The sequence below is a fragment of the Stieleria tagensis genome, assembly GCF_024129865.1.
Taxonomy (GTDB): domain Bacteria; phylum Planctomycetota; class Planctomycetia; order Pirellulales; family Pirellulaceae; genus Stieleria; species Stieleria tagensis.
Window position 1 is genome coordinate 46,837 of the sequence record NZ_JAMYFE010000086.1, and the last position, 25,712, is coordinate 72,548.

Sequence of the window (25,712 nt, forward strand, 5' to 3'; positions counted from 1 at the left end):
GATTCTGATGAACCGCAGCCACACGACGATTTTCACGATTGTTATTCTTGGTCTTTTCTTGTTCAGCGCCCACGGTTCGTTGGCGCAACAGGCGGCCACCCAAGCCGACGAATCAGCGCGGTACCTGAAACAGCTATCCGACGCGACCGCTGGGATCGAAAAAGGCGTTCAGCAGCTGCGTGACAAAGGACTGGGCGACCAAGCCGATAAACTGGCGAGCAGCCAGTTGGCGCACTATCAACAGCAGCTTCGGCAAGCCAAAGAATTGGTTGCCGATGGAAAGGTGTTTGGGCGAGCGGAATACTCCGCTGCCATCAACGCCATCACAGCGCAGTCCAAAACGGACCATCAACGCGCGATCATGGCGATCCAACAGCAAGCCACCGTCAGTCGCAACGAATCCGATCGGCAATACCAGGCGACCGTCGCAGCGAGTCTCAAGAATCATCGCGATGCGATCGCAGATGCCAATGAAAAGTATCGACAGCAAATCGATTTGATTGACTTGAAATCAAAGTTCAATGGCAGCCGCGGCCAAATGGGAATCGTGATTTGGAATCTGCCGTCGGACCAAAAACTTCATCAACGCTTGACCACCTCGGTCACGCTTCAATTGCTGAGCGGTTCAAAAGTTGTCTGGACAAAAAAGAATCTCAAACTAAACCGCAAACAACCCAACACCCCGATTCGTCTGCCCGATGTGATGTTCGACACGGTTTCGGTCGAAGTCATGAAGTGGAGTGGAAGCGGGGGCGGGCTGGCAGAAATCCAAGTCTTTTTGCGCGACGAGAACGTTGCCAAGGGGCGGCCCTGTGAAGTCAGCAGTATCGAAACCTTGCCGACTCACCTGGACGACCAACACTCGCTCACCGATGGCGTCACGCTACCGACAACCGTCGGCGATGGCTATTGGATCCCCGAAGAAGACAGCAAGGCCACGGTCACCATCAACTTGCTGGGAAAGAAAATCACGCCCGCCAGTTGAGCAACCAAATCCTATTCACCCCCATCGTTTAGCGCGTCAATCTTTCGTTGGATCGACCGTTTGCGGGAATCATACTTGCATGCATTGATCGCTTCTTCGTAGCACTTCCGCGCGGTATCCTTGCGATCGAGTTGCAGGTACAGATCCCCCGCTTCGACACAATTGCGTTCGAAACTGGAATCGCTGGGATCCTTTAGAACCTCTCGTACATACAGGTTTACGACTCGGGTCGCTTCGGCCGTTTCATCGGCCTTGATCCAGTTCTTGGCGGCGGATTTCAGTTGATACAACAAACCGGATCCGGTTTGTTGCGTGGCGGATTGCTCGTCCTTGCGCGCCTGGACACGAAAACGGTTCAGTGGATCCAGTTTTGCAGCGGCCTGTTCATCCAGTTTCGGCATGGCGATAGAGTGACGTTCGGCAATCGAGGTGGCCTGTTGGTGGTACGTCACGGCCTGGTCGTCACGAGCGGCAAACGCAAGCGCGGCCATGAAACAACGCACGGCGGGTTCATGCAATTCGGCCTCGACATAGATTTTCGCTAGCTGAGCATAGTGACCTTCCTGTGGCGGATAGGGCGAATCAGAAACCATTTTTGCGATCGATGCCTCCGCCAGCTCGCCGCAACGAAGCACGTCTTCTGGATCACCGGCATCATGCCAAAATCCACAGGCACGAATTAAATTCAGGGCCTTGGATTGAGCATCATACGACTTCTGTTCTTCGGCCTGGCGCGCCTGGACGCGATACTTGTAATTGGCATCGGTCAATAACGCGGCATCGTCGGCCGGGTTCAACGTCGGATCGCTTTCAACCAACGCATCGATTTCGATTTGATACCTGTCGATTTCTGCAGCGGATTTCGCAAACCGAAGCGCTTGAAAATAGTGGTCCATTGCCGCTTGGTTTTGATGATTGCGGCGAAACAGATCTGCCAATTTTGCATGGTTTTGCGGCGTGCTGTAATCCTTGATGCGGCGCGCTGCGGCAACGGCTTTGACCAACGCTTTTTGGGCTCGTTCGGCGTCCTCGGCTTTGATCCAGGCATCGGCCGCAGCGGTCATCGCTAGAAAGACACTCAGTGCACCGCCGGACGAACGATCTTCCAAGTTCTGGGCTTCCAACCGAAACTTGCGTTTAGGATCCAACAGATCGTCCATCGACTCCTCCACCTGCGGTACCGAAGCGGCGGGCCGTGAGGCAGCGACCAGTTTTGCAAGTTTCTGCTGGACCAGTTGAGACTGTGTGGGACTCTTCTCGAATCGCAGTGCCCGCTTGTAGCTTTCGACGGCCTGGTCGGTCTGATCAATGGCGCTGTAGGCGTCGCCGATCTGTGCCATTTGCAGTCCGGTGATGGTGATCTTTTGGTCGCTCAAAGATTGCTTGTACGACTTGTTCAGCGCCACCTCAGCCTTTGACGATTCCTTCGCAGCGATCCAACAGTTGGCTTCCAACAACAAGAATGCTGCCGCCCTAGACCCGGTAAATTGATCCCCAAGTGTCGAATAGATCTGAGCCGCTTGGGCGTTCTCACCGGATTCGGCCAGTAGCGTGGCCAGATCCATCGTCGATTCGAGATCAAGTGTTGCGCCACGTTTGTGGTGGTTTTCCTGAAGTTGCAACAGCACGGCAAGTCGCTTCTTTGGATGCTCGCTGATGCGTTGATAGTAGCTTTGCAGCACCCGCAGAGTGGCTTCATGATCTGGCGTTTTCTGCAACTGCGGTTCAAAGGTCATCGCGATCGCAGTGGAAACCGAACTGGGGAAATCCCCGCCCCAACTCCCACTGTTGCTAAGCGTTTGACCATTGGTTGATCTGAACCTGTTCGAAGATTTTTGTACAAATCGGATTAGCGAATGATAAAAATTGACTCGCGCTCGCTCGATCTCCGCCGGGTTGCGGCAGGCATCGAGAATGATCTTGTGAGCGTCAATCAACAACTCGACTCGATCGGAGCGTTCGAACACTCCAATCGCTTGTTCACAGGCCTGGATCCGGTACCGAAGGTTCACCGCCGTTCGGATCGCTTCCACGAAAAGTTTTTCCGCCTCTTTCGAGTCGCGAGAATGCTGCGAGCGTTGAGCCGCCGAAAATGCCGCATCCGCGACAGCGGGATTCACGCCGAAGGGAAGATTGGAGAGACGGGCCGGGCCGGGTGGGTCTGCCGCGACAGGTTCTTTCACAGCGACCGGGGTTGCAACCAACGCGACAGCGCCAAGGCCCAACTCTTGTGTCAATCTGCCAAAGACCTGTTGGAAGGTTTCGCGTTTGACGACACCGCCGGTCGTTTTCCACACGCCAATCTTGCGACTCAGATCCGCCACAGCGATGTTGCCGAGCTGGACAGCAAACGTTTCCAGCGGTAGCCCCAACTCCGCCGCCGCAAGTTGCACATCGATCTCGTTCCTGTAGCGAGTGGAAACCAGGACGATCGGTTCGCCAGCGCGGGTCGGACGCGGCATTTGAATCTGATCGCTCGACAACGCGGTCAGGTACCGTTGGGTGTCGGTTTTCATCGCGTCCTGCGCCTTTTGGTCATTCCCATACAACGCACTAATTTCTTTGTGACGGGAATAGGCCGCCTGGTTGGCCAGCACATGAGGATGAATCTCGTCGGCCTTTTGGATAAAACCGCCATAGTGGCAGGACATGCACGAGACGCCGTTGACGACCGCGCGATCGGGCTGGCGAGGGTCGCTGACGATGCTCGTTGGGCCTTTGTCAATTCGATTGCCAGCGCTATCAGTCAGCATGTAAGCCAACATTCCGTTGGGCAACTGAAAGATGATTTCGCCACCATCATGGTCAAAGGTTCCGTTGATCGTCCCCGGTCCCAGGGGGTTTTCAAACAGGTTTTTCCGTCCGGTTGATCCGGCAAAATCATAGCTTTTCCAATAGGCGCCAAAAATCGATTCGTGACGTTCGATCATGCGATTGTGCTGAGAGACGCCTGACCGTGCGAATCCGACTCGCATCACCCGAGCCTGATCAATGTTTTCTTTTACATTGACTCGCAGCAATTGCTCCAACTCTCGATCGGTCGCAGGGATTTGAGCCAGCGTATGGTAGAGCGGCGGACGTGACGCAGAATCAACGAACCAGTCGGCGCGAACGAGAGGAACTTCACAGCCCGTTTCGTTGCGTACATAGGACGCAGCGAGCGAATCAAACAAAACTCCGTAGGGATAGCCTTGAAGAATCTGTTGCCAGCTGTCCGTTGTCCATTTCAAATCTCGCAGATCAATTCGAAAGATCGCCCCTGTCGTTCCAACCGCCGCTGGTTGTGCCAGCTTTCGGTTCCACGAGAGACTATTCAGCAACTTTGCAAGCGCCCGCTTGTAGACACTCAGTTCCTCTGCGGAATAGCCGGCATTGGCCAAATGATCAACAGTGAAATACCGCTGGAACGCGCGATCACGTTTTTCAACCTGCTCCAGATCGGTGGCGATCAAACGATACTTTTCATCGTTTGCTAGAAACGGCATCGGCGTGGATTCTTCAAACGCCTCGGCACCGCCATGAATCCAATTTTCAATCACGCTGGTTTCTTCCGCAGTTGGCCGTGGCTGTTCCCCCTCAGGCGGCATCGGAGAATCCTTTGATGTGATCCGCTCGAGCAGTAGAGACTGCGTGGGGTCACGCGGACGGACATATCCAGAGGAAATCAATTTCTCGCGATTGAGGACAAAACCGAACCCGCCTTCATCCGTTTCGTTTTCACCATGACAGCGAAAACAGTGTTTTGCCAAGACAGACCGAGCAAGTTGGCTGGACGCCGTCACGACGTTTGCCGACATCGATACGTCTGTCACTTCGGTTTCGACTGTTTGTTCGGCAGCAGCGACCGAGTCGTTGACGGCAACGGATGCTGTTGCGTCAACGCCGCCAGGATCCTCCGATTCGCTGGGCTGGTTCCGTTCAGTGGGCTGGTTCCGTTCAGTGGGCTCGACAATGGATTCCCTTGGCTGGGTGTCATCGACGCTGGGCGACGGTTCAGCAACCAATGGTTCGGCAGAAGAATTCTGCTGCGAGCGGACCGCCGGCATCGTCGTTGCAGTGGTAGCGGCCGGGTCGGCAGAACCGGATAGGAACCGCGTCAATCCCAGGCCGCCGGCGACCAGCACGATCGCTGCCACGGCGATCGCCGGGACTACCATGCTGCGTTTGTTCGCCGGATCCTGTTTCAGATCACTCGCTGCAGTCGCCACCGGTTGCGGTGCGATCGACTGTTTTGGGCGGTTTGTTTTTCCCCCAGCCGGTGCCTTTGCTGGCGGGCGATCCGCGGGCGCTTGTTTGACGGTTTGTTTGGCGCCCTGTTGGGCAGTCTGTTCGGCGGCCTGCAATCGTTTCAGATACTCGTCACGCAGCGTTGGATTGGCGAGGACTTGATAGGCCTTTTTGACCCTCGCGATCAGTTTCGCGCACTTCTCGGCATCTGGCCCATTCCGATACTGTTGCAACTTTTGAATCTGTACCAGGGCGGCCGCCTTGATGGTTTCAACATCGCGTTCCTCGCGGCTGATCTCCAACAACTGAAAGAAATCGGGAGACTTGTCAGCAACCGAAATACCAAGCCATTTTTGATACAGATTCATTTTGGGCCACCCAACGCGAAAAAGTTGAGTCGCAATCATACCACGACGCGAGCCACGTCGACCTCAAGACCAATCCGTAGCGGATCTGGTCAAAGATCCCACTCACAGCGATTGTCCAATACTCGTGCAGGACGAAACCGGCAATTCGATCGTTCTTGTTTCCGGTGGAATCTCAGCCACGCTCATCGGATAGGTCGCATGGTTTTCCGCGAATTCGATCGATTGATCCAGCGCGACCAGGATCTTTTGGGTTTGTCCATCAAAGTGCAGATAACTGCCCATGATGGTGTGCGCATACTCGAACTTCGTCGGCCCCATCATCGCCGCGCGCAAGAAGTTCTTGACGTACAACCAGCGTGTTCGCCGATCGGCAAGCATTCGCCAAGCAATGGTTCGAAATCCGCGGAACATCCGTCGAAACTCCCAACGATTGGGAATGTGTTTGTTGCGAATCTTCATTCGTTTTGTCGTGTCCATGACACGAGCCATAAAGGCGTCCGGAGCATACACCGCGCGAATGATCGACCGTAGTTCACGATAGATTTCCACTCGGTCACGCATCGTGACAAAGTTCAATCCGCTAGCGGTCTGGTCCTTGGACTCATTGCTGCGCAGTTCGTAGGACACATTCGGGTCGTCGATCCATTGATGGTTGGCATCGATCAACCGCCGCTCTCGTTTGAGTCGACGTGTCAGTTGGGTGTTGGGCAACGCACTCAATAGTCCAACCATTGCCAACGAGATCCCGCTCTCTTGAATGAACCGAATCATCGGCCGATCGGTCCCAGGTTTTTCGGTATCAAATCCGATAATCAATCCGGCTGCGACCGAGATCCCGTGATCATAGATCGTTCTCACGCGATCGATGATTGGAGCGACGGTATTGATCTTTTTCTGGGTGTGAATCAGCGTTTCTTCATCGGGAGATTCGATGCCTAAAAAGACATAACGAAACTGTGTCTCTTGCATCAATTCCAGCAATTCTTTGTCGTCAGCCAGATTCAAACTCGCTTCGGTCGAAAAGACAAAGGGATAGCGGTGTGACTTGTTCCACTCTTTGAGTGCGAGCAGTAAGGGTTTGATCAATTTGCGATTGCCGATGAAATTGTCGTCCGTGAAATCCACCCAACCGCGATAGCCGGCATTGTACAGCTGGTCTAATTCGCCAATGAACTGCTGGGGCGTCTTGACTCGGGGGCGTCGGCCGAACAGTTCAATGATGTCACAGAACTCGCAGTTGTAGGGACAACCTCGCGAAGTTTGCAGTCCGACGTGCAAATAATCGTCGAACGAAATCAGATCAAATCGTGGGGGCGGTGTTTTGGTCACGTCCGGCTTGGTCACCGATTCGAACACTCCGTTGGGATTGCCGCTGCGCCAGGCATCCAACCACATCCCGATCGTTGCTTCGCCTTCTCCCATCACCACCGCATCGGCTTGCTCGTAGATTTGTGGTTGGCTCGTCGGATCGGGTCCGCCGACGGCAACAAATTTTCCGTCGCTGTTGGCACGACGCACCAAATTCAGAATACCGGGCTGCTGGGGCAACATGCCGCCGGTGCAGATCAAATCGGCCCACTCCCAGTCCTGGTCGGACAACGGCGCGACGTTTAGATCGACCAAACGAAATTGCCAAGATTGCGGCAAGAGCGCCGCCACTGTCATCAACCCCAGCGGCGGCGCAGTGGCTTTGGCACCGATGGCTTTGGCACTTTCGACAAAATTCCAGTAGTTGGTTTGCTCAAATTCGGGCTGGATCAACAGACAACGCAACGACTGGTCGGGGCTTGCCGGCAACTGAATTCGCGGCGAATCGATTGACATTGTGTGCTATTTTTGTTGCTTGAGAGCGTGCAAAGCGTTTGCGGAAAGTCTAGTTGCATGAATTTGGATTACAGCGGAAACCTCCAAAATGCGACGCCAACGGCGGTGGCGGCACCGTTATCGCGTCCCTACAGCCCGGGGCGAGCGAATCCGTATTTGCGAGCTTTCCCGGGACATGATTTACTTTCAATTCATCACGAATAGACTGGCCAAATCTGAGGCAATTCATTTCGTCACAGGATTTCCTTGTCCTACGATTCTTCATGCAGCGCAATCCATCCCAATCGATGCTCCTGATCACCGGAGCAACCGGTATGGTCGGCGCCAGCGTCCTGGCGCGATTGATACGATCCGGTCGTCGCTGTGCGGTGATCGCACGTGAGAAAGGCAAATGGTCTGCCGAACAGCGGATCGACCAGGTTCTGGCCCCGTTCGAGCAACACTGGCAGACGACGCTCCGCCGTCCGATCGTATTTCGTGGCGATCTGAATCAACCCCAATTGGGTCTCGACACGATTGCAACGGCGTGGATCAACAGCAACTGCGACGCCATTCTGCACAGCGCCGCAAGTTTGAGTTTTGCCCCCGCCGCCGACAACGCCGACGGAGAACCCTATCGCACCAATCTGGGCGGCACCGAGAACGTGTTGCGATTGGCGCGGCAGTGCAACATCAACGAATTTCACCATGTCTCGACAGCCTACGTCTGTGGCACACGCAGCGGACGGGTATTGGAAACCGACGCGGATGTGGGGCAAGCATTTGCCAACGACTACGAATGCAGCAAGGTCCAAGCTGAACAGTTGCTGCGTCAAACTTGGTTAACCGACCGCCCCGGCACTCGTTCGTTGACCGTGTACCGTCCCTCCATCGTGATCGATCCGATCGGATTGACCCCGGTTTCCGGTGACCGAACGATCTACGGCGCGTTTTCGATGTACCAAATGTTGGCGGCGAGATTTGGGTTGCCCGCCGATGGCCAGTGGTTTCGCGATCTGGGCTTCGCCGGTCAGGAACGAAAGAATCTTGTCGATGTCCACTGGATCGCAGCCGCGCTGGAAACGATTCTTTCCGATCCGGCCTATCACGGCCAGACCTATCATTTGACGGCCGATGGCGGAACCGCGATCCGTGACTTGGACGCTGCGTTCCGCTGTGCAACCGCAGACTACTTGGCATCACGCCCGACATCGGCGCGACAGGCATCGGCACGTCCGGTGTCGCCGGCTACCCAGCGCGTAGCAATTGACAAGATCGCGGCACCCTTTGTCGCGACCTTCCTGCCCTACTTTCGCGACGACCCGGTTTTTGATCGTCGTCACATCGATCGGGTCATTGCCGAAACGCCGCTGCCACCGCCGCCAAAAATCAGCACGGACGTGTTGTTGGAAATGGTCAACAATTGGTCGGCACCGAAACCGGCCGCGATGTTAAGGTCCCAGTATTCCTCGGTCCAGCAATCCTCGTCGCGAATCAGCCAACCGGTCAGCACCGAGTCCGAATTCAAACCCGATTCCGAAGACGGCGACGATGTGGTGCTGTGTGGCTACGAAGTTCGATTGCCCGGTGGTATCGACGACGCCCATCAATTCGAACAGTTGTTGTACCGCGGTGAATCAGCCATCACCCGGCTTCCGCCCGATCGACTCGATCGAGAACTGTATCTACATCCGACGCCCGGAACGCCCGGCAAAACGTACACCGAAATCGGCGGTTGTGTTGATCCTCGTCCCAGCGACCTGTCCATCGAACGCGAAATCGAAACTCTCGGTCAGTTTGATCTGACGCATCGCCAATTTGCACAGGTCGCTTTAGCTGCGGTCGATGCATCGATCGGTCGCGCCAATTTGGGCAACTGCCCCGCGATCGACTTGGGGCGCGCTGGCGTGTTCGTCGGACACAGCGGTGGCACCGAACAGGGCGGAGCGCTTGCGCTGGCAACACTGGCCGAAGCGGCCACACGATTCGTCTCGGAAACCGCGGCTGAATCGGTGCCCCAATCCGTCCGTCGCCGCGTCCGCAAGGATGTCACCGTGGCGATCCGCCGGGACCGTCCGCAACGGACCGACCGCAGCGATCCCGAATTGAACGCCTATTCCGCGGCATCCTTGACGGCCAGGCTATTAAAATTCCGTGGCCGCCGGGAAGTCATCGATGCGGCTTGTTCGTCGTCATTGATCGCGCTGCACCACGCGGCCACGGCGATCAACAATGGACGTTTGGATTTGGCTGTCGTCGGCGGTGCGACCTTTAATAACGTCGATAACCTGGCCCTGTTTTCTCAAACCGGTGCCTGTAGCGCCGTTGGGTCTTACCCGTTTGATTCGCGTGCCAGCGGTTTGGTCAGCAGTGAAGGCTACGTTGCGGTGGTGATCGCCAAACGCAGCGTAGCGGTTGCTGCAGGGATGCCGGTGCTGGCCACCCTACATGGCGTCGGCATTTCGTCCGACGGAAAGGGCAAAGGGTTGTGGGCACCGCGCAGCGAAGGGCAACAGATGGCGATGCGGCGAGCCGTGCCCGACAGCACGCCGCTCGACATCGATTACTTGGAGTGCCACGCCACCAGCACGCAAATTGGTGACGCCACGGAACTGGAAAGTTTGGACACGTTGCTGAAACAGACATGCCGCGGCAAATTGCCAATCGGGAGTGTCAAAAGCAACCTCGGCCACTTGCTGGAAGCCGCCGGATTGGTCGGGCTGGTGAAATGTTTGATCGCCATGCGTCGCGGCGAGATCCCGCCGTCGATCAACTTCCAACAACCGACTCCATCATTCGACTGGGCAAACGGATCGGTTAATGTGGTTGACGCGGTTCGTCCCTGGCCACAGCAGGCCACCGACCGAGATCGCAGTCGGATCGCCGCGGTCAACGCGTTTGGAATCGGTGGCCTAAACGCCCACGCCGTGTTTGAACAAGTCGGAACGTCCCGCCAAACGAAGCGGGACCAGCGGGTGCGAGTTCGATCACGGGCGAAACGCGACGAGCCGATTGCAATTGTGGGCCGTGGATTGGTCTTGCCCGGTGCAGCGTCCGTCGCTGCCTTGGCACAATTACTGTCCAGCGAACAAAGTCATCTACAACCGCCACCAACCGATCGTTGGCCAATCGATTCGGACGCCCCATCGCACGGCAAGTTGATTGGGCTGGGACGTGACGATGCAGACTACCATGCGCCACACGCGATGGGCGGATACGTACGAGACTTTAAATTCGATGCACAGTCGTACCGGATTCCTCCCAAGATTGTGGCCAATGCCAACCCGGCACAATTGATGTTGATCGAGGCGGTTCGCCAAGCGGTCGATGAATTTGACAACGGCGACTGGTCGATCGATCGCAAACGCGTCGGCGTCACGATTGGGACGATGTTTGGCGGGCAATTCAGCAATGAACTTCAAATCGGTTTGCGACTGCCAGAAATCTGTCGTCACCTACAGCGTGCAGCGATTGCACAGGGAGTGGCAGAGGAACAAGCCGCTCAATGGGCAGAAGCCTATCGCCGCACAGCCCTCGCGGCCTATCCGGCTTTGCTGGATGAAACCGGCGGATTCACCGCCAGCACGCTGGCATCGCGAATCGCACGGACCTTTGATTTGATGGGCGGTGCCTGCGCGGTGGATGCCGACGAAGCATCCAGTGGGCTGGCCATGCTGACCGCCGCGGAACAATTGGCCGCCGGACACGTCGATGCCGTACTGTGTGGAACGGCCCAACGGTCGCTGGATCTGGTCGCATTGGAACAATTATTCCGAAATGGACGACTGGCATCCTCTGCTTCGCGACAAGAATTGCTGCGTGATCCCGGTCGCATCTTCCCTGCCGAAGGGGTAGCAATCATTTTGTTACAACGGCTTTCCGATGCCAGGAAAGCCAACCGACGGATTCTCGGCACGATCGACTCGATCAGCGAAACGTTTGCCGAGGATGTGGTCGCGGCGAGAGCCAACGATTGCGATCCAGGTCCGAGCGGCAATCCGATCTCGTCTCACAAGATTGTGGATCAACTCGGACACCTCGGCGGTGGGCACGGATTGGTGCAAGTCATCGCGACGACGATCGCTGCGGCGGACAAACCTCTGCGGCAACCCGCAACAATCACCGAAACTGCTTCCGATGGTTACCAAATCAATGTCCGTGTCTCGCACCCTGATCTGAACCAATCACCCGCATCCACCACGTCTGCTCGACAGCACGTGGACGCCCCTGATCAAAGCCGATTCCACATCAAGGCCCGTGTTTCTCCCGTGACGAATTCTGCCAGCAAGTCTGATTCGGTCCTGTCGGTCTGTTTGCACGCGCACCATCCACAAGCGCTGGGCGACCAACTTCAATCGGTCGCCCAAACGGGATCGACAACGGCAAATCAGCGAACTTCAGAGGATGGCGGCGAATGCTGCGCGGTGATTGCGGGGGCAAGCGAAGACGAAATTCGATCAACCGCCCAAGCGTTGTTGAGCGGTCCGATGGCGAGCGGACAAAGTGGCACCGTCGCCAAACGTGCTGGGCTTGTCAAATTGGGGCCGCTGACGGGAACTCGCGTCGCTTGGACGTTCCCCGGCCAAGGCTCGCAATACGCTGCCATTCCGCGCGTCTTCGATTTGGACCCACAGTGCTTGGAATCGATTCACGAATTTGACCAACATTTAGCCGCTCTACAACTCGAACCCGTTGGCGATCGGCTGCACGATCCCCAATCCCGCTTGGGACGCGATGTCTGGTGGACTCAGGCCTGGTTGTTGGCGACCGGTACTGCTTTGACCGAATCGCTGTTGCGCAGCGGGATGCGCCCCGATGTTGTACTCGGCCATAGCTTTGGTGAATGCACGGCGGCCTGGGCTGCCGGCGTGATGTCCACCCGCGGTGCGATTGAGTTCGCCAAATCGCGTAGCGACGCGGTGACGATGCATGGCGGTCCACGCGGTGAGTTGTTGTCGGTGCGCGGTGAACCGTCACTCGTCGATTCGATCCTGCGCCCCCACCACAGCCCCTGTGTAATCACGCACCATAATTCGCCGAATCAAACCGTCATCGCTGGAACCCCCGAAGCGATTGCCGCGGCAAAGTCGAATCTTTCCGCTGCTGGCGTTGCCTCGGTCGTGATCCCCGTCCCGGCGGCGTTTCATACGCCGGCGATGAAGCCAGCCCGCGAGATGTTGGCCGCTCGGCAATCCGGCGCACGACTACGACCGCCGCGATTCGGATTCCTATCAGCGACCCAGAATCGTTACCTGGCCGAGCCAAGTGAAATCCATGCCAACCTGATCGATCAATTGATCCAACCGGTCGGATTCAGCGGCGCGGTCAGCCGACTGGTTGCAGACGGATGTGGACTGTTGTTGGAAGTTGGTCCCGGCAACGTGTTGACTCGATTAGCAGCGGCCACCGTTGGCAGTCAAGCCATCTGTATCAGCGCCGACGACCCGGGTTTGGACATCGCGACCAACCGACGTTTCGTGGAATTGGCCAGCGAGCTGTTCACCCGGCACCCCGTCGCATCGCACGTGATCACATCGAATTCCGGACAGTCAACCGCCGCGCCCGCTACGCGGATGCCATCCTCCAATGGCCACCACTCGAAATCGGCCAGCTCCGCCGCCGCGACCGCAGCGAACCGCTTCAGCGTCATCGATGTCACCCGCCGCGGCCGGCGAGCCCCGGACAACGCCAACGGACGCGACAAACCGGGGATGCCGAGCGGCAACCAGCCCCGTCCCGCCATCGCTCCGGCCAAACCAACGGGGGAGACTCTGGCTGGGGCCACCGTGGCAACCGCGACGAAACCAACCGCCAACGTCGACGCGGCGCGTTCGTTCCTGTTTGATTTGGTGGTTGATCTGACGGGTTACGAGCCCGAGATCATTGAATTCGATGCGGATCTAGAAGCCGAACTGGGCGTAGACAGCATCAAGAAAGCACAGTTGATCGGCGAACTGGTGCAATGGGCCGGGCTGGAGCTGACGACCCAAGATGTCAAACTGGCCGAGTTCCAATCGATGGCCGATATTCTGCGGCTGATCCCAGTCGATGAACCAGCTTTCTCGTCGTCGATCCCCGCTGCAGTCACACCGTCGGGCGCTACTGTAAACGCCCCGGAGACTCGCCAACCGACCGCCGACGCATCAACCGATGTTGATGCCGACGCACTGCGTCAGTTGATGATCGATTTATTGGTTGACCAAACTGGATACGATGAATCCATCATCGACATGGAAGCCGACTTGGAATCCGAACTCGGCGTGGACAGTATCAAACGTGCTCAGCTATTAGGTGAATTGGAACAGCAATTTGAATTGCCTCCGATTCAGCAAAGCGACTTGAAATTGGCTGATTTCCCGACACTTGCGTCGATCCATGATTTCATCATGGACCAAGTCGAGGGCCGTAAAAAAAAAACGCCTGCTCCGCTAGCTAGCTCGACGACAAACAGTCCACCGGCGTCCCTGCTCGCGGATTTGCCGATCGATGTCCCGTCCGAGGGGACCCACCGGTTCACGCTGCGAATGCGATCCGCGCCGCGCCGTGATGGCATGCCTCGAGAGCCGCAATTCAGCGGCGCCGCTCTAGTCGTTGGCGACAACAAAATTGCCGATGCGCTCGTGGATCGACTGGCGCAATCGGGTGTGCCGACGGAACGATTACGTCGTCCCGAATGCAATGGATTGGACGACGAACTGGACACTCTTTGGCAGTTGGGCGTCACACCCCATTTATTCCTGACCACCGCTCACGACGCCGATGCCGACTGGTCGGTGGATGACCCCGCGGCCTTCACCGGGCGACGACAGTCCGCGCTTCAGGTGCCGTACCGGATTTGCCAGCGTTGGATGCAACGTGCGATTGATGATGATCGGATGGATCAATCCAGTTTGGTCACAGTGGTCCGCAACGGCGGGTGGTTTGGTTTTGATCCACCCGGACAAACTGCGCCGGAAAACCGATCGAGTGAATCCGGTGCGATGGCGGGACTGACCAAAGCCATGTTGATCGAAGCGTGGATGCGTGGCCACAGGGACACACCGATGCTGGTCGTCGATGCTGCCCAGGACCGTCGCGCTGACGAGATCGTGGATGGAATCTGGCGCGAACTGGCGGTTCCGTCTTATGACGAAGAAGTCGTGGTGGCCGCGGAACAGCGGTCGGCTGTGGCGGTCACTCACGCACCGCTTCCGCTCCTCGGCACCACTACGGCGCGTTCGACACGGTTTCCGTTGACGCGTGGTGGCAATTGGATCGTCGCCGGTGGCGGGCGCGGGATCACGGCCATGACGGCGATGGAGTTGGCCGAGCGGCACGATTTGAAGTTGCACCTATTGGGCATGGCGCCGGCACCGCAGATTGATGATGAAACTCGCCAGCACGCCTTGCGCGATCGCGGTGATCTGCGTCGGGTGGTGATGCGACAGAAACAGGCCGCGGGCGAAAACCCGGTGAAGTTCTGGCGTCAATTTGAGAAAGCGATCGAGATCGATTTGACGCTGTGTGAATGCCGACGACGCGGAATCCGCGCCCAATATCATTGCGTGAACGTGTCCGACCCGGCGGCGGTGCAGGCCGCCGTTGCAGCGATTCGCGCGACTGATGGTCCGATTCGTGGCGTCATCCAGGGTGCCGGTTCAGGACAAGATGCACGGTTTGATCGAAAGCGCCCGGATAAAGTCGACCAATGTTTGAGCGCCAAGATTGACGGCACCGTCGCCCTGGCAAGCGCCACCCGCAACGATCCACTGGAATGGTTCGTCGGCTTCGGTTCGATCAGCGGACGCTTTGGCGCCAACGGGCACACCGACTATTCCGCCGCCAATGACATGTTGGCCAAATTGATCGGAAACCTCGGGCGACAACGCCCACAAACACGGTGTGTGACCTTTCACTGGCACGCCTGGGGTGACGTCGGCATGGCAACCAAACCCGAAGCCAAATTGGCGTTGGACATGATTGGTATGAAATTCATGCCGGCCGCTGACGGACTGACGCATTTTCTGAATGAAATGGAACAGGGCGGCGATGCCAGCGAGGTCTTGATCACCGACCGTCGCTACATCCGCAAATTCTTTCATTCCGGAGAAGACGACCGTTCGTTCGCAGCACCGCTGTTGATGCCGAACCGACGTCGCGGCGATGTCGATCTGCCAGCCGACACAGAATCGTTTTCGGTCACACTCGACCCGGCGCGAGACTTGTTTTTGAAAGAGCATTTGGTGGGTGGAAAGCCCACGTTACCGTTGGTGATCGCGACCGAAATATTGGCCCAGGCCGGATTGTTGCAGCAGACTCTTTCTGGTGGCAACGTCCCCACGGTCACTGCCATCCAAGGCGTGCGTGCCATCGCACCACTCAAGGTCAGCGGCGAGGACGCGTTTGCGGTGGAATTGGTTCGTGACCCCACCGAAACCAATCGTTGGACGCTGGCCTGTGACCTGCGTCGTCGCGATGGTCGTTTGGTCGAAGCCCAGCGCAAACATTTCTGTGCCTCGCTGGACTTTGCCGATTCAGCGACGTTGGATCAGCTAGACGACAACGCATTGCTGCGCGACATTTCACTGTCGCAGCAGCCGATTGAATACCTGCCGCCCGATTCAGCGGTCTACCACGGGCCGTCGCTGCGTTGTTTGCGCAGCATCGGATTCACAATCGATCCTGCATCGGATTCGATGCCCGTCGCGATCGGGACGATTGTGGCCGCCAGCCCCGCGCACTTGATGGGTGAAGACCGGCCATTGTCGGGATGGATCACATCGCCGGCGACCATGGATGCGATGCTGTACGCCGCCGGGATGTTGGCCGGCTTCGTCGGGCGGCGTGCCAGTCTTCCGGTTTCGATCGAACAAATTCGCCTGGGACGGTTGCCTGAGCCCGGTGAACCGCTGCGTGTCGTGGCGAGATGGCTGGCCGAAACCGAGGATCAAAGCGGTGGAATTTTGTCCGTCGTTGCGGCTGGCCTGAACAACGACCTGATCGCAGAACTGACCGGGTACCGGGTTGGCTGGCTGGGCTAGCCGGTTCCGCCAGACCGTTAACAGTCGAACAAACCGGACATTCGCCAAACTCGACCAAGTTTCATTCGCCTTCGATCAACGCTCCGCCGACGGTGGTGTTGGCCAATCAGGGGGGCGAACTAGAATGGGCGTTCTCATTTGTAAACATCGACCGATTCGCCAACAGCCCAAACAGTGACCTCCAAAGACCTTGCCGGGCGTCGAGCCCTTGTCACCGGTGCCAGCCGAGGAATCGGCCGGTCGATTGCCGTGGAGCTTGCACGTCGTGGCGCCAGTGTGGCGATCAATTTCCTGAATTCGGAAGCTCAAGCCGTGCAAACGGCGGAGCAAATCGATGCGGTCGGCGGATCGTTGATGTTGGTCCGCGCGGATGTCTCCAACAAAGACGACGTGGCGGCGATGGTCGATCAAGTCACGGACCAATTTGGCGGCTTGGATATCGTCGTCAACAATGCGGCGGCAGGTGGGTTTCGCGACCTGATGGACCTGAGTCCGGTGAATCTCGAAGCCACCCTGCGGATCAATGCCTCGGCCGTGCTGTGGGTCGCTCAAGCCACCGCGCGAGCGCTCTCGGCGTCGGAACACCATGGAAAATTGGTTGCCGTCAGTAGCCATGGTTCGCAGTGGGCGGTGCCTCACTACGGAGCCATCGGCGCTTCCAAAGCCGCACTCGAATCGCTCATCCGACATCTGGCATTGGAACTCGGCGACCGAGGCATCAATTTCAATTGTGTGTTGCCCGGGATCATCGCGACCGAAGCGATCGCGACGATGCCCGGTGCCAGTGATTTAGTTGATGCGGCAAGTGATCGCATGATGGTTGGTCAGCGTCGGTTAAGTGAACAAGATATCGCCAATGTCGTCGCATTCCTGGCCGGCCCCGATAGCGATCTGATCCAGGGACAAACCATCGTCGTCGACGGTGGGGTCAGTATCCGTGTCTAATCACGCCAGCCGTTTCGATGGAGATGTAGCGTTGCCCAGTTCCGTGATCGAGCGATATTTTTCGCGTTCTTCGCACGGCAGCGGAATGGTGTTTGATTTGACACTGGAATTGGACGGCGTGGTCGGTCCCGATCCATTGCGGGACGCCTGGGTGGCGGTTGTCGCTGGTCACCATCGACTGTTTTGGCGACTCACCGGATCAGGCAAGCGTCAGCACTGGGTGCCAGCGCCGATCGATGACGCCAAGTGTTTTCATATCGTTTCGTTAGAACCGACGACAGATCCGACATCCGTCCCCGCACCGGACGTGCGTCAGGGCGTTGGCGCCTGCCTGCTGGTGTCCAACAACACCGACTATCCCGCCATCCGATTCCGTTTCCATCATTGTGCCTGTGATGGTGTGGGTGCCGCTCGTGTGATCGGTGAGTTCTTTGCCCAGCTTCATGGCCAATCAATCTCACCGTCCGGTGGGGAATCACCTGCCCATTCCCCAACTGACCGCCGCGGCGAAACCACTTTTCCAGATCTTCGGAACACCTGGCAGACGATTCGTGGCCGCAACGTCCGGGTCAGCAAAGACGTCGTTGATCCGGTTGCCAAAGAATCCGGCGATGCCCCCACCGCGGCCAACCCACTGCGTTCGGTGGCCTCGGACACCTGGGCGTTTGAGCTGGAGGCAGAATTGTCCGGCAAACTACGAATCGCGCTGCGAAACCACAAAATTCCCCTGAACGACTATGCGGTCGCCGCGACGGCCTATGCAATTGCCCAGGTTTCGCCGCATTGCGCGGCAGCTGGAAAGTATGTGATGGTGATGAATCCGACTCAGATGCGTCGCTGGTCTAATCGCCGCAGTTCGGCCAACCATCTCGGTTTCGCGTTTGTTCGCCGTCGACACGACGAATTAGGAATCGATGCGGATCAAACCGCGGCCAGCATTTTGGATTCGGTTCACCAACAGATCCAAGCCGTCCGTTCACTTCGCATTGCCGGTGAATTAGCCTATGGAATCGGCGCCGTTGAAAAGATTCCCGGATCCCTGCGACTGGTCGAACAAATGGGTTGGTTTACGCCAACGGCCAGCCTAACCTGTTTGTCCAGCATTCGTTTCTCCCGGCGGTACGGGTTCGTTGATGGTGCGTGCGTTGGTGACACACCGATTCGCAACGTCGGCATGTCGGCTCCGTTGCAAGCCGGTGGTGAACTCGCGGTGACGATCTGGGAGATGGGCGGACCAATAGGATGGTCCCTGCGTTTTGCATCACCGTCGCCCCACTGTCACCGAGCGGCTCAATTACTCGCTCATTCGATTGAACATTTTTCGCGTTCGATTTTCACATCCACGTCTTTGTCGGACACCTGATCGATGGACCAAAAACATCTGAAACTGCTGACCGTGTTGGCTGGACTTGCACTGGCGATCTATTTGATAACCTATGTCGTTCAAAACCAATTCAATGTCTCGGTTGCCGAACAACCGACGGTCGAGACGGTCGAAGACCCCGATGCCTTGGCCAAACGCGAAGCCTTGCGTGAGATGACACTCGGCAGCTTTGGTGCCCCCACCGCCAGCAAAGACTCGGAACTCGACGGCGACCAAGAAGTGAACTTGGGGCGCAGCCCGCTGTCACTGCGAGTCGGCGTGATCGGCGCCACGCCGGCACGCGACGAGGTGACTTCGTTCAGTCAATTCCCCTACGCGCGCTCGGAAGTTCGCAAGGCGTACACCAATTCACGCGACCGGGCCTGCCGGCTGTTGGTTTCCGGTGTCACGGTCTCCCCACCGCTTTCCAAACCGCGACCGGGTGAAACGGGCACACTGGGACGGCTGACCGTGCTGACGATCGGATTGGAATTTGATCAATCCGGGCCACGAAAACTGCCTGCGGTGACGCGGGGCCAAGTCAACAAATACTTTGCCGATCACCGTTTGGCGGTCCAGCCGGTGCTGTATCACGATGCCAACAATCGCCCCTATTTTGGTACGGATTGCCAAGCCGCATTTTTTGAACTCGATCGCCCCGGCATGACGGTTGATGCCGAACCGATGATCAAAATCTCGGTCAGTCGATTTCGCGCTCTCGGTGTCGTCGGGGATGTGAATCAATCCGGAACGGCCAGCGACATCGTCGGTCGAACGCTGGCATTGGCGTTTACCTTCGCCAAGAAAGACCAGACCGTCACCGGTGCATCCGACCGAGCAGAAACGATCACTGAAATATTGTTGCTGCATCTGACGCCGGAGTGCACGGCTGATGAACCGGAAATCAAAGTGTTTGTCACCAGTGATGCAAGAACCAATCTGCATCGTTTGGAAACTCGTGGAATGCGATTGAATTCCCCCGTCCCATTGATTTCAGCCGACATCCAATTCAATCGCACCGTGTTGATGGGCATGTACCCGGCCGATCCGGTCGTCAGTGGGATCCGATATCGATCCGCTGGGATTCTATCGATGGAAACCATCCGCCGCTTGAGCCAGGCTGACGGCGAGCGGCCCGCTGTTAGTCTGACTGAAATCCTAGACCAGTTCGGTAAACTGGTTGGCACCAGCGAAACCGCCGCGCTCTAGTGCTGCGTCCGAGCGATTCCGATAGGATATCTCGATGGACCTTGATGAAATCGCAACGCACGCTCTCACCTTGGACGATCCGGAAAAGCGCCGGGCTTACTTGGATAGCGTCTGTGCAGGCGACAGTGCGCTGCGGAAAAAGGCGGAATCGCTGATCGCGGCATTGATCCAAACCGACGAGGACCGTTTTCTATCCTCGGGGTTGTTTCCCGGAGTGGCTGGCACCGCGACACAGTCCTGCCACCGGTCGACGGGCAATGACGATGCGCCATCGGGCAACGAAGCCACTGCGATCACGCCGACAAGCGATGCGTCGCGATTCGAGATTCGCAGCAAGCACGCACTCGGCGGACTGGGCGAAGTCTGGGTGGCATGGGACCGTCAACTTGGGCGCGAAGTCGCGCTCAAACAGATGCGTCCCGAATGGGCAGGCAATCTCCATGCGGAGTCCCGCTTTCGACGCGAAGCCGAGATCACCGGGTACTTGGAACATCCCGGAATTGTTCCCATCTATTCATTGGGCGACCAAGCCGACGGGCGTCCTTTTTATGCGATGCAGTTCATTCGTGGTCGCACGTTGGAACAAGTGGTCGCCGAATGCATTGCCCCAGGCACCTGGTACGACAACGCTTCGCTGCGCCGCATGCTGGACCACTTTGTCGACGTGTGCCAGACCATCGACTATGCACACAGCAAACATGTCATTCACCGCGATCTGAAACCAGCCAATATCATGCTCGGTGCTTACGGCCAAACACTGGTCGTCGACTGGGGATTGGCCAAGCGGATCGACCAATCTGCCGCGCCCAGTCCAACGTCACCGGCAATTGACCAGGAACAATCGGTAATCGACGCAACACTCTGTCCGCCGTCGGCGAACGATTCGTCGGTCGAACAAACTCAGCAGGGAACCACGATGGGAACCCCGCGCTACATGAGCCCTGAGCAAGCGGCTGGAAAAACCGAGCAAATCGGTCCTCCCGCAGATGTCTATTGTTTGGGAGCGACGCTGTATTTCGTTCTTGTTGGCAGACCACCACACATGGGTCAAGCCGATTTGAAGTCAACGATCCGGCGGATCCTGGCCGGCGAATTTGAGCCTCCCGGGACGGCCTGCCCCCACGTCCCTCGGCCGCTACAGGCGATCGTCATGAAAGCCATGGCGATCGATCCACAGCAGCGATATTCCGGCCCGGGCAAGTTGGCGGACGATTTACAGAACTATCTGGACGATCAACCGGTCAGTGTCTTTCCCGATCCGCCGCTGGATCGACTCTTGCGTTGGACCCGCAAAAACCGAGCGATCAGTGCGGCGCTGGCGGTCGGCTGCTTGCTGACGCTGTTGGCGACCATTTCTGGGCTGCTAATTCGCCAAGAAATGAATCGGCGTGAGGTCGTCGCAGCACGCCAAAAAGAAGCCGACCAGCAACAGATTCAGCTACAAGAACAAACGCGTCGATTAGAAGCCGTTGCGGCGGCCGATGCGGCGATCGACCGTGCCGAAGCCGCGCTCGGCGACAGCCGCTACGCCGATGCGGCGGCCCTGCTGGGCGTCGCTTTGGATCGGATGGAAAACCAAGACTCGTTGGCCCTGCGCCGAAACAAACGATTGGCCCAACAGCAGCGACTGATTCGGCTTGGCAAATTCGAATCCCTGTACAAATCCGGTGAGGACCTGGATCATCTGGCTCGCGATACCGAAGCCGCGATTCTGCTTCAGGAGTCATTGGAACAACTTGGGGTTTGGGATAGCCAAACCTGGTGGCAGGAATTGCCCGACGATGATTTAACGCCCCTACAAAGCGACCGATTGCGTTGGCAGGTGTACCGTATTCTAACGGCGCTTGATTTGATTTATTTGAAAAAGATGGCGATCGCGATGGGCGGCGATTCGGCCGGCGGAATGCCCAGCATCCTAAAAATCATCCGCAGTTTTCTGTCGACCAATGTCGGCGCCAGCCAAGCTCAGGCGACGGTCGAACTGACGAAACGGATCAACACGTTTCGGCCGGGTGAAGCGGCGCGTTGGCTAGGCAGCATCGCCTCAGCACGCTTGCGCCGCGGAACACGGATCGATGCTCGTGAACTGGGACCGCCCCAGAACCCAGATGACGGCCGCTCGTTGGCCGTGTTCAGTTTGATTGCCAGCGTCGACCCAGCCTATCGGTCTTGGTTCAGCGGGTATGGCGATCGCTTTGCCCCTCCGCAATCCGATTCACCCTCCCTGCGTTGCTTGAACGTTGCCCTGGAAACCCTCCGCCGTGTCTCCGACGAAGCCTCGGATGACTATTGGATCCGGTTGACCCTTGCGCAAGCCTACTTTTTGTTGGCCCAGCACTCAGAACGCCAAGACGACTACGATGCTGCGATTGAACACTACGAACTGGCGCGATCGGAGTACGGCCGCTGTATCGCAATCCGTCCCGATGCCGCCTTTGGCCACGCCGATCGCTCGACCGTCGCACTGCGGCAAGCCGTACTGATGCGGGATCACCACTCGGCCACAGCCGGTCAGCGGCAGCGTGCCGGAGAACTTCTGCGCGCCAGTTTTCGTGACGCCAGCCAAGCCAGACGACTTGCGCCGGCTGCCCACTGGGTGTACTGGCACCTCGGTGCAACCGCCATCGAACTGGGACAAGACGAAGCGGCCATCGGTGCATTTTTCAAAGCAGTGGACTTGGCGTTCGATGTGGAAAAGACGATCGACAGCCCGTTCTATCACTTGGACGAACTGCGCGGGCGGACAGAAGCAATCGAGTTTGCCTATCAAGCATCGGACCAGATCCTCGCTGCGACTGCCGTTGACCCCACACTGGGAACCCGATCGGCGTTGATCGCATCTTTGGAATACGTCCGTGGAAAATTGGACCCCGCGCTGCAATGGGCAGATCGAGCGGTCTCACTCGACCCGACCAATTGGCGAGCCCACCGGGTTGCCGGTTGGTGCCAGCTGCGAAATCAGAATCGGAAACAGGCCCAACAGCATTTCCAAGCGGCGCTCGCCCAATCGCCCGACGACGCGGTCTGCCTGATCGGTGCGGCTCGCATCGCAGAACAGAACAAACAGAACGATCCATCGCAGGTTGATCGTTGGTATCGCCAAGTCATCGGGGCACAGGTCTCGCATCGGTTACGCGCGACGGCTTGGTTGGGTTTAGGAAAAAATGCAATGACGCGTGCCGAATTCGATGAAACATTGGACGCGATCCGCCAAGCGAGACAATTGGAACCGGCCTGCGATCTATCGCAATTTGTCGAGATGACACGGCAGCAGGCCTCGCAGTTGATCCGCCGTTCAAAGAAAACGATCCCGGCAGCAGAACAAGTGACCATTAAACAGCAGCTGTCTGAGTTAAAATTTTTCCTCGATCAGATCACTGAAATGCCCGTTGCCTCGGTCAATCAAATCCTGCGTTCCGCGAGCGATCATCCACCGGCCACGCTGCCCCTACTGGGCGCCGATTTTGAATTGCCGATCGAACGTTATTGGGAACTGCAACCGATCCGTTCCAATGATCGATTGTCCGCTGGCGATCACACGGGTAGCCCTCCGCTGGCGATCACTTCCTCGATCAGCCATGGTGGAAATTCATCGTTGATGATCCAGCGCACCCAGCCCGATCACGCCACGTCGGATTGGCGACTGCGTCAAACGATCCCGGCAACGCCGGGGCATCGTTATCGGTTGACGGCAACTGTCAAATCAAACGGCAACCAAACCAGCGCTGTTGAAATTCAAATCGCACAGGATGAACAAACGTTGTTGAAAATCCCGATGCCCGCAAACAGCGACGATTGGGCATTGTGTCAGGATGAATTTTCGATTTCAGCCAGTGATGAAACCACTGTCCCACTGCGCGTCGAAATCATCGTTTCGGATCCAAAATCATCGACGTTCTACCTGGACGATTTCCAGATCGACCTGGTCGATGCAACGCGACAGTTGTGAACGGGTAGAATGGTGTTGGAACGCCGATGTTTTGATGTTTCGAATTCGGCCTGATCTCGATTCAACTCACTGCCCAGGCATTGGAATGAATGCGCACCCTACGAACACCGCTGCGAAATCCAACCGCGACGATCTGCGACGTGTCACCGCGAACGTGTCGATCGGTCAGTATCTGATTCAGCGTTTGCAGGACTATGGGATCGGCCACATGTTTGGCATCCCCGGTGACTATGTGCTGTCTCTGTACAGCGAATTGGAAAAAAGCCCGATCGAAATGATCGGTTGCACGCGAGAAGATTGCGCCGGGTTTGCCGCCGACGCCTACGCGCGGTTGAACGGAATGGGCGCGGTGTGTGTTACGTATTGCGTCGGCGGATTAAGTGTCTGTAACTCGATCGCAGGTGCCTATGCGGAAAAATCACCGGTCGTGGTGGTCACCGGATCGCCGGGGTTGAAAGAACGCGCCAGCGGCGCGCTACTGCATCACATGGTCCGCGATTTCCGAACCCAGTACGAAGTGTTTGAAAAATTCACGATCGCCGGCAGCGAACTCTCCGACCCACTGACCGCGTTTTCGGAAATCGACCGCGTGCTCGATGCGTGCGATCGTTTTAAACGCCCGGTGTATTTGGAATTGCCACGCGACATGGTTCACGTCGTCCCCCCGATCGCCCATGGCTATCGTGGTTCGGTATTCGAAAACGATCCCCAAGCCACTGTCGAAGCGATTGCCGAAACACGGCAGCGAATCGAATCGGCGACGAACCCCGTTATTTTGGCCGGCGTCGAACTGCACCGGTTTGGATTGCAAGATGAATTATTGCGACTGGCCGAGACCGCCAATATTCCGATCGCAACGACGATGCTGGGCAAAAGTGTGATCAGCGAACGGCACCCGTTGTTCATCGGTTTATACGAAGGTGCGTTGGGCGACCAAGCGGTCACACAGTTCGTTGAAAACAGCGACCTGACTTTGATGTTGGGCGCATTTTTGAGTGACATCAATCTGGGGATTTTTTCCGCCAACCTGGACCCCACGCGCTGTGTCTATGCAACCAGCGAAGCATTGCGGATTTCCCACCACCACTACCACAACGTGGGGCTCAAGGAGTTCTTGCGTGGTTTGTGTGAATCGGGGCTGTCGAGGTCACAGCAAACGGTTCCCGATACATTGGTCCGAACAAAGTCGCAACAAACCGTGGTCGAAGCCGCCAGCGATGACGGCTTGCGAACCAGTTGGATGATGGGCCGATTGAATCGCTTGATCGACGCGGACACCATTGTCATCGCCGATGTAGGTGATTCCCTGTTTGCCGCGACCGAACTGACAATCCACGAGCGCGGTGAATTCTTGAGCCCGGCTTATTACACATCGATGGGATTCAGTGTTCCCGCAGCTTTGGGCGCTGCAACGGCGCGTCCGGACCACCGCGTGGTTGCTCTGGTCGGTGACGGGGCATTTCAAATGACCGGCCAAGAACTCAGCACCCTGATCCGCTATGGACACAATCCGATCGTGATCGTGCTGGACAATCATGGTTACGGCACCGAGCGATTCCTGCACGCCGGCGAATGGGAATACAACGAAATCCAGCCTTGGGATTACGGGAAACTGCTGTCCGTTTATGGCGGCGGGCAAAGCCATTTGGTCGCCACCGAAACAGAGTTTCAAACCGCATTGGAAAGCGCATGGAAAACCCCCGATCAACCGCATTTGATTCATGCAAAACTGATCGAGGGTGATGGTAGCGTCACACTTAAGAAACTGGCCGCCCGAATGGGCGAAAGCGTCGGCTAACGCTTGTTGGAACACTCACTGGCGGTGTATCCCGTAGCTGGGCCC

Annotated in this window: 9 protein-coding genes; 7 read left to right on the plus strand and 2 right to left on the minus strand. The window is 57.2% G+C overall.

Annotation, left to right across the window (positions count from 1 at the left end; genetic code table 11):
* The first annotated feature begins 7 nt into the window (after positions 1 to 7).
* On the plus strand, positions 8 to 985 hold the full coding sequence (locus tag NHH03_RS19965) for a hypothetical protein (protein ID WP_253158933.1): 978 nt from the start codon (positions 8 to 10) through the stop codon (positions 983 to 985).
* Positions 986 to 996: 11 nt separating this feature from the next.
* Here the strand turns inward: NHH03_RS19965 and NHH03_RS19970 are convergent, their stop codons facing one another.
* Together NHH03_RS19970 and NHH03_RS19975 are read right to left on the minus strand one after the other, a co-directional pair.
* A complete protein-coding gene (locus tag NHH03_RS19970; RefSeq protein WP_253158935.1) occupies positions 997 to 5,580 on the minus strand; it encodes a c-type cytochrome domain-containing protein in 4,584 nt (1,527 codons plus the stop codon).
* A 102-nt stretch (positions 5,581 to 5,682) separates the two neighbouring features.
* Positions 5,683 to 7,404, minus strand: a complete 1,722-nt coding sequence (locus NHH03_RS19975) for a B12-binding domain-containing radical SAM protein (protein ID WP_253158937.1) — start codon at positions 7,402 to 7,404, stop codon at positions 5,683 to 5,685.
* A gap of 287 nt (positions 7,405 to 7,691) precedes the next feature.
* On the opposite strand from NHH03_RS19975, the gene NHH03_RS19980 reads away from it, so the two are divergent.
* The 6 genes from NHH03_RS19980 (at position 7,692) to NHH03_RS20005 (ending at position 25,667) form a co-directional block, all read left to right on the plus strand.
* Positions 7,692 to 16,403, plus strand: coding sequence for a type I polyketide synthase (locus tag NHH03_RS19980; protein WP_253158939.1), 8,712 nt, complete (start codon positions 7,692 to 7,694; stop codon positions 16,401 to 16,403).
* Positions 16,404 to 16,577: 174 nt separating this feature from the next.
* Positions 16,578 to 17,348, plus strand: a complete 771-nt coding sequence (locus tag NHH03_RS19985; RefSeq protein ID WP_253158941.1) for an SDR family oxidoreductase — start codon at positions 16,578 to 16,580, stop codon at positions 17,346 to 17,348.
* Positions 17,341 to 18,711, plus strand: a complete 1,371-nt coding sequence (locus tag NHH03_RS19990; RefSeq protein WP_253158943.1) for a hypothetical protein — start codon at positions 17,341 to 17,343, stop codon at positions 18,709 to 18,711. The genes NHH03_RS19985 and NHH03_RS19990 overlap by 8 nt, the downstream gene beginning before the upstream one ends.
* Before the next feature lie 3 nt (positions 18,712 to 18,714).
* On the plus strand, positions 18,715 to 19,920 hold the full coding sequence (locus NHH03_RS19995; protein ID WP_253158944.1) for a hypothetical protein: 1,206 nt from the start codon (positions 18,715 to 18,717) through the stop codon (positions 19,918 to 19,920).
* 34 nt (positions 19,921 to 19,954) lie between these two features.
* A complete protein-coding gene (locus tag NHH03_RS20000; protein ID WP_253158946.1) occupies positions 19,955 to 23,869 on the plus strand; it encodes a protein kinase domain-containing protein in 3,915 nt (1,304 codons plus the stop codon).
* Positions 23,870 to 23,954: 85 nt separating this feature from the next.
* Positions 23,955 to 25,667 (plus strand): alpha-keto acid decarboxylase family protein, encoded by a 1,713-nt coding sequence (locus tag NHH03_RS20005; protein ID WP_253158948.1) that lies wholly within the window; start codon positions 23,955 to 23,957, stop codon positions 25,665 to 25,667.
* Positions 25,668 to 25,712 lie beyond the last annotated feature (45 nt).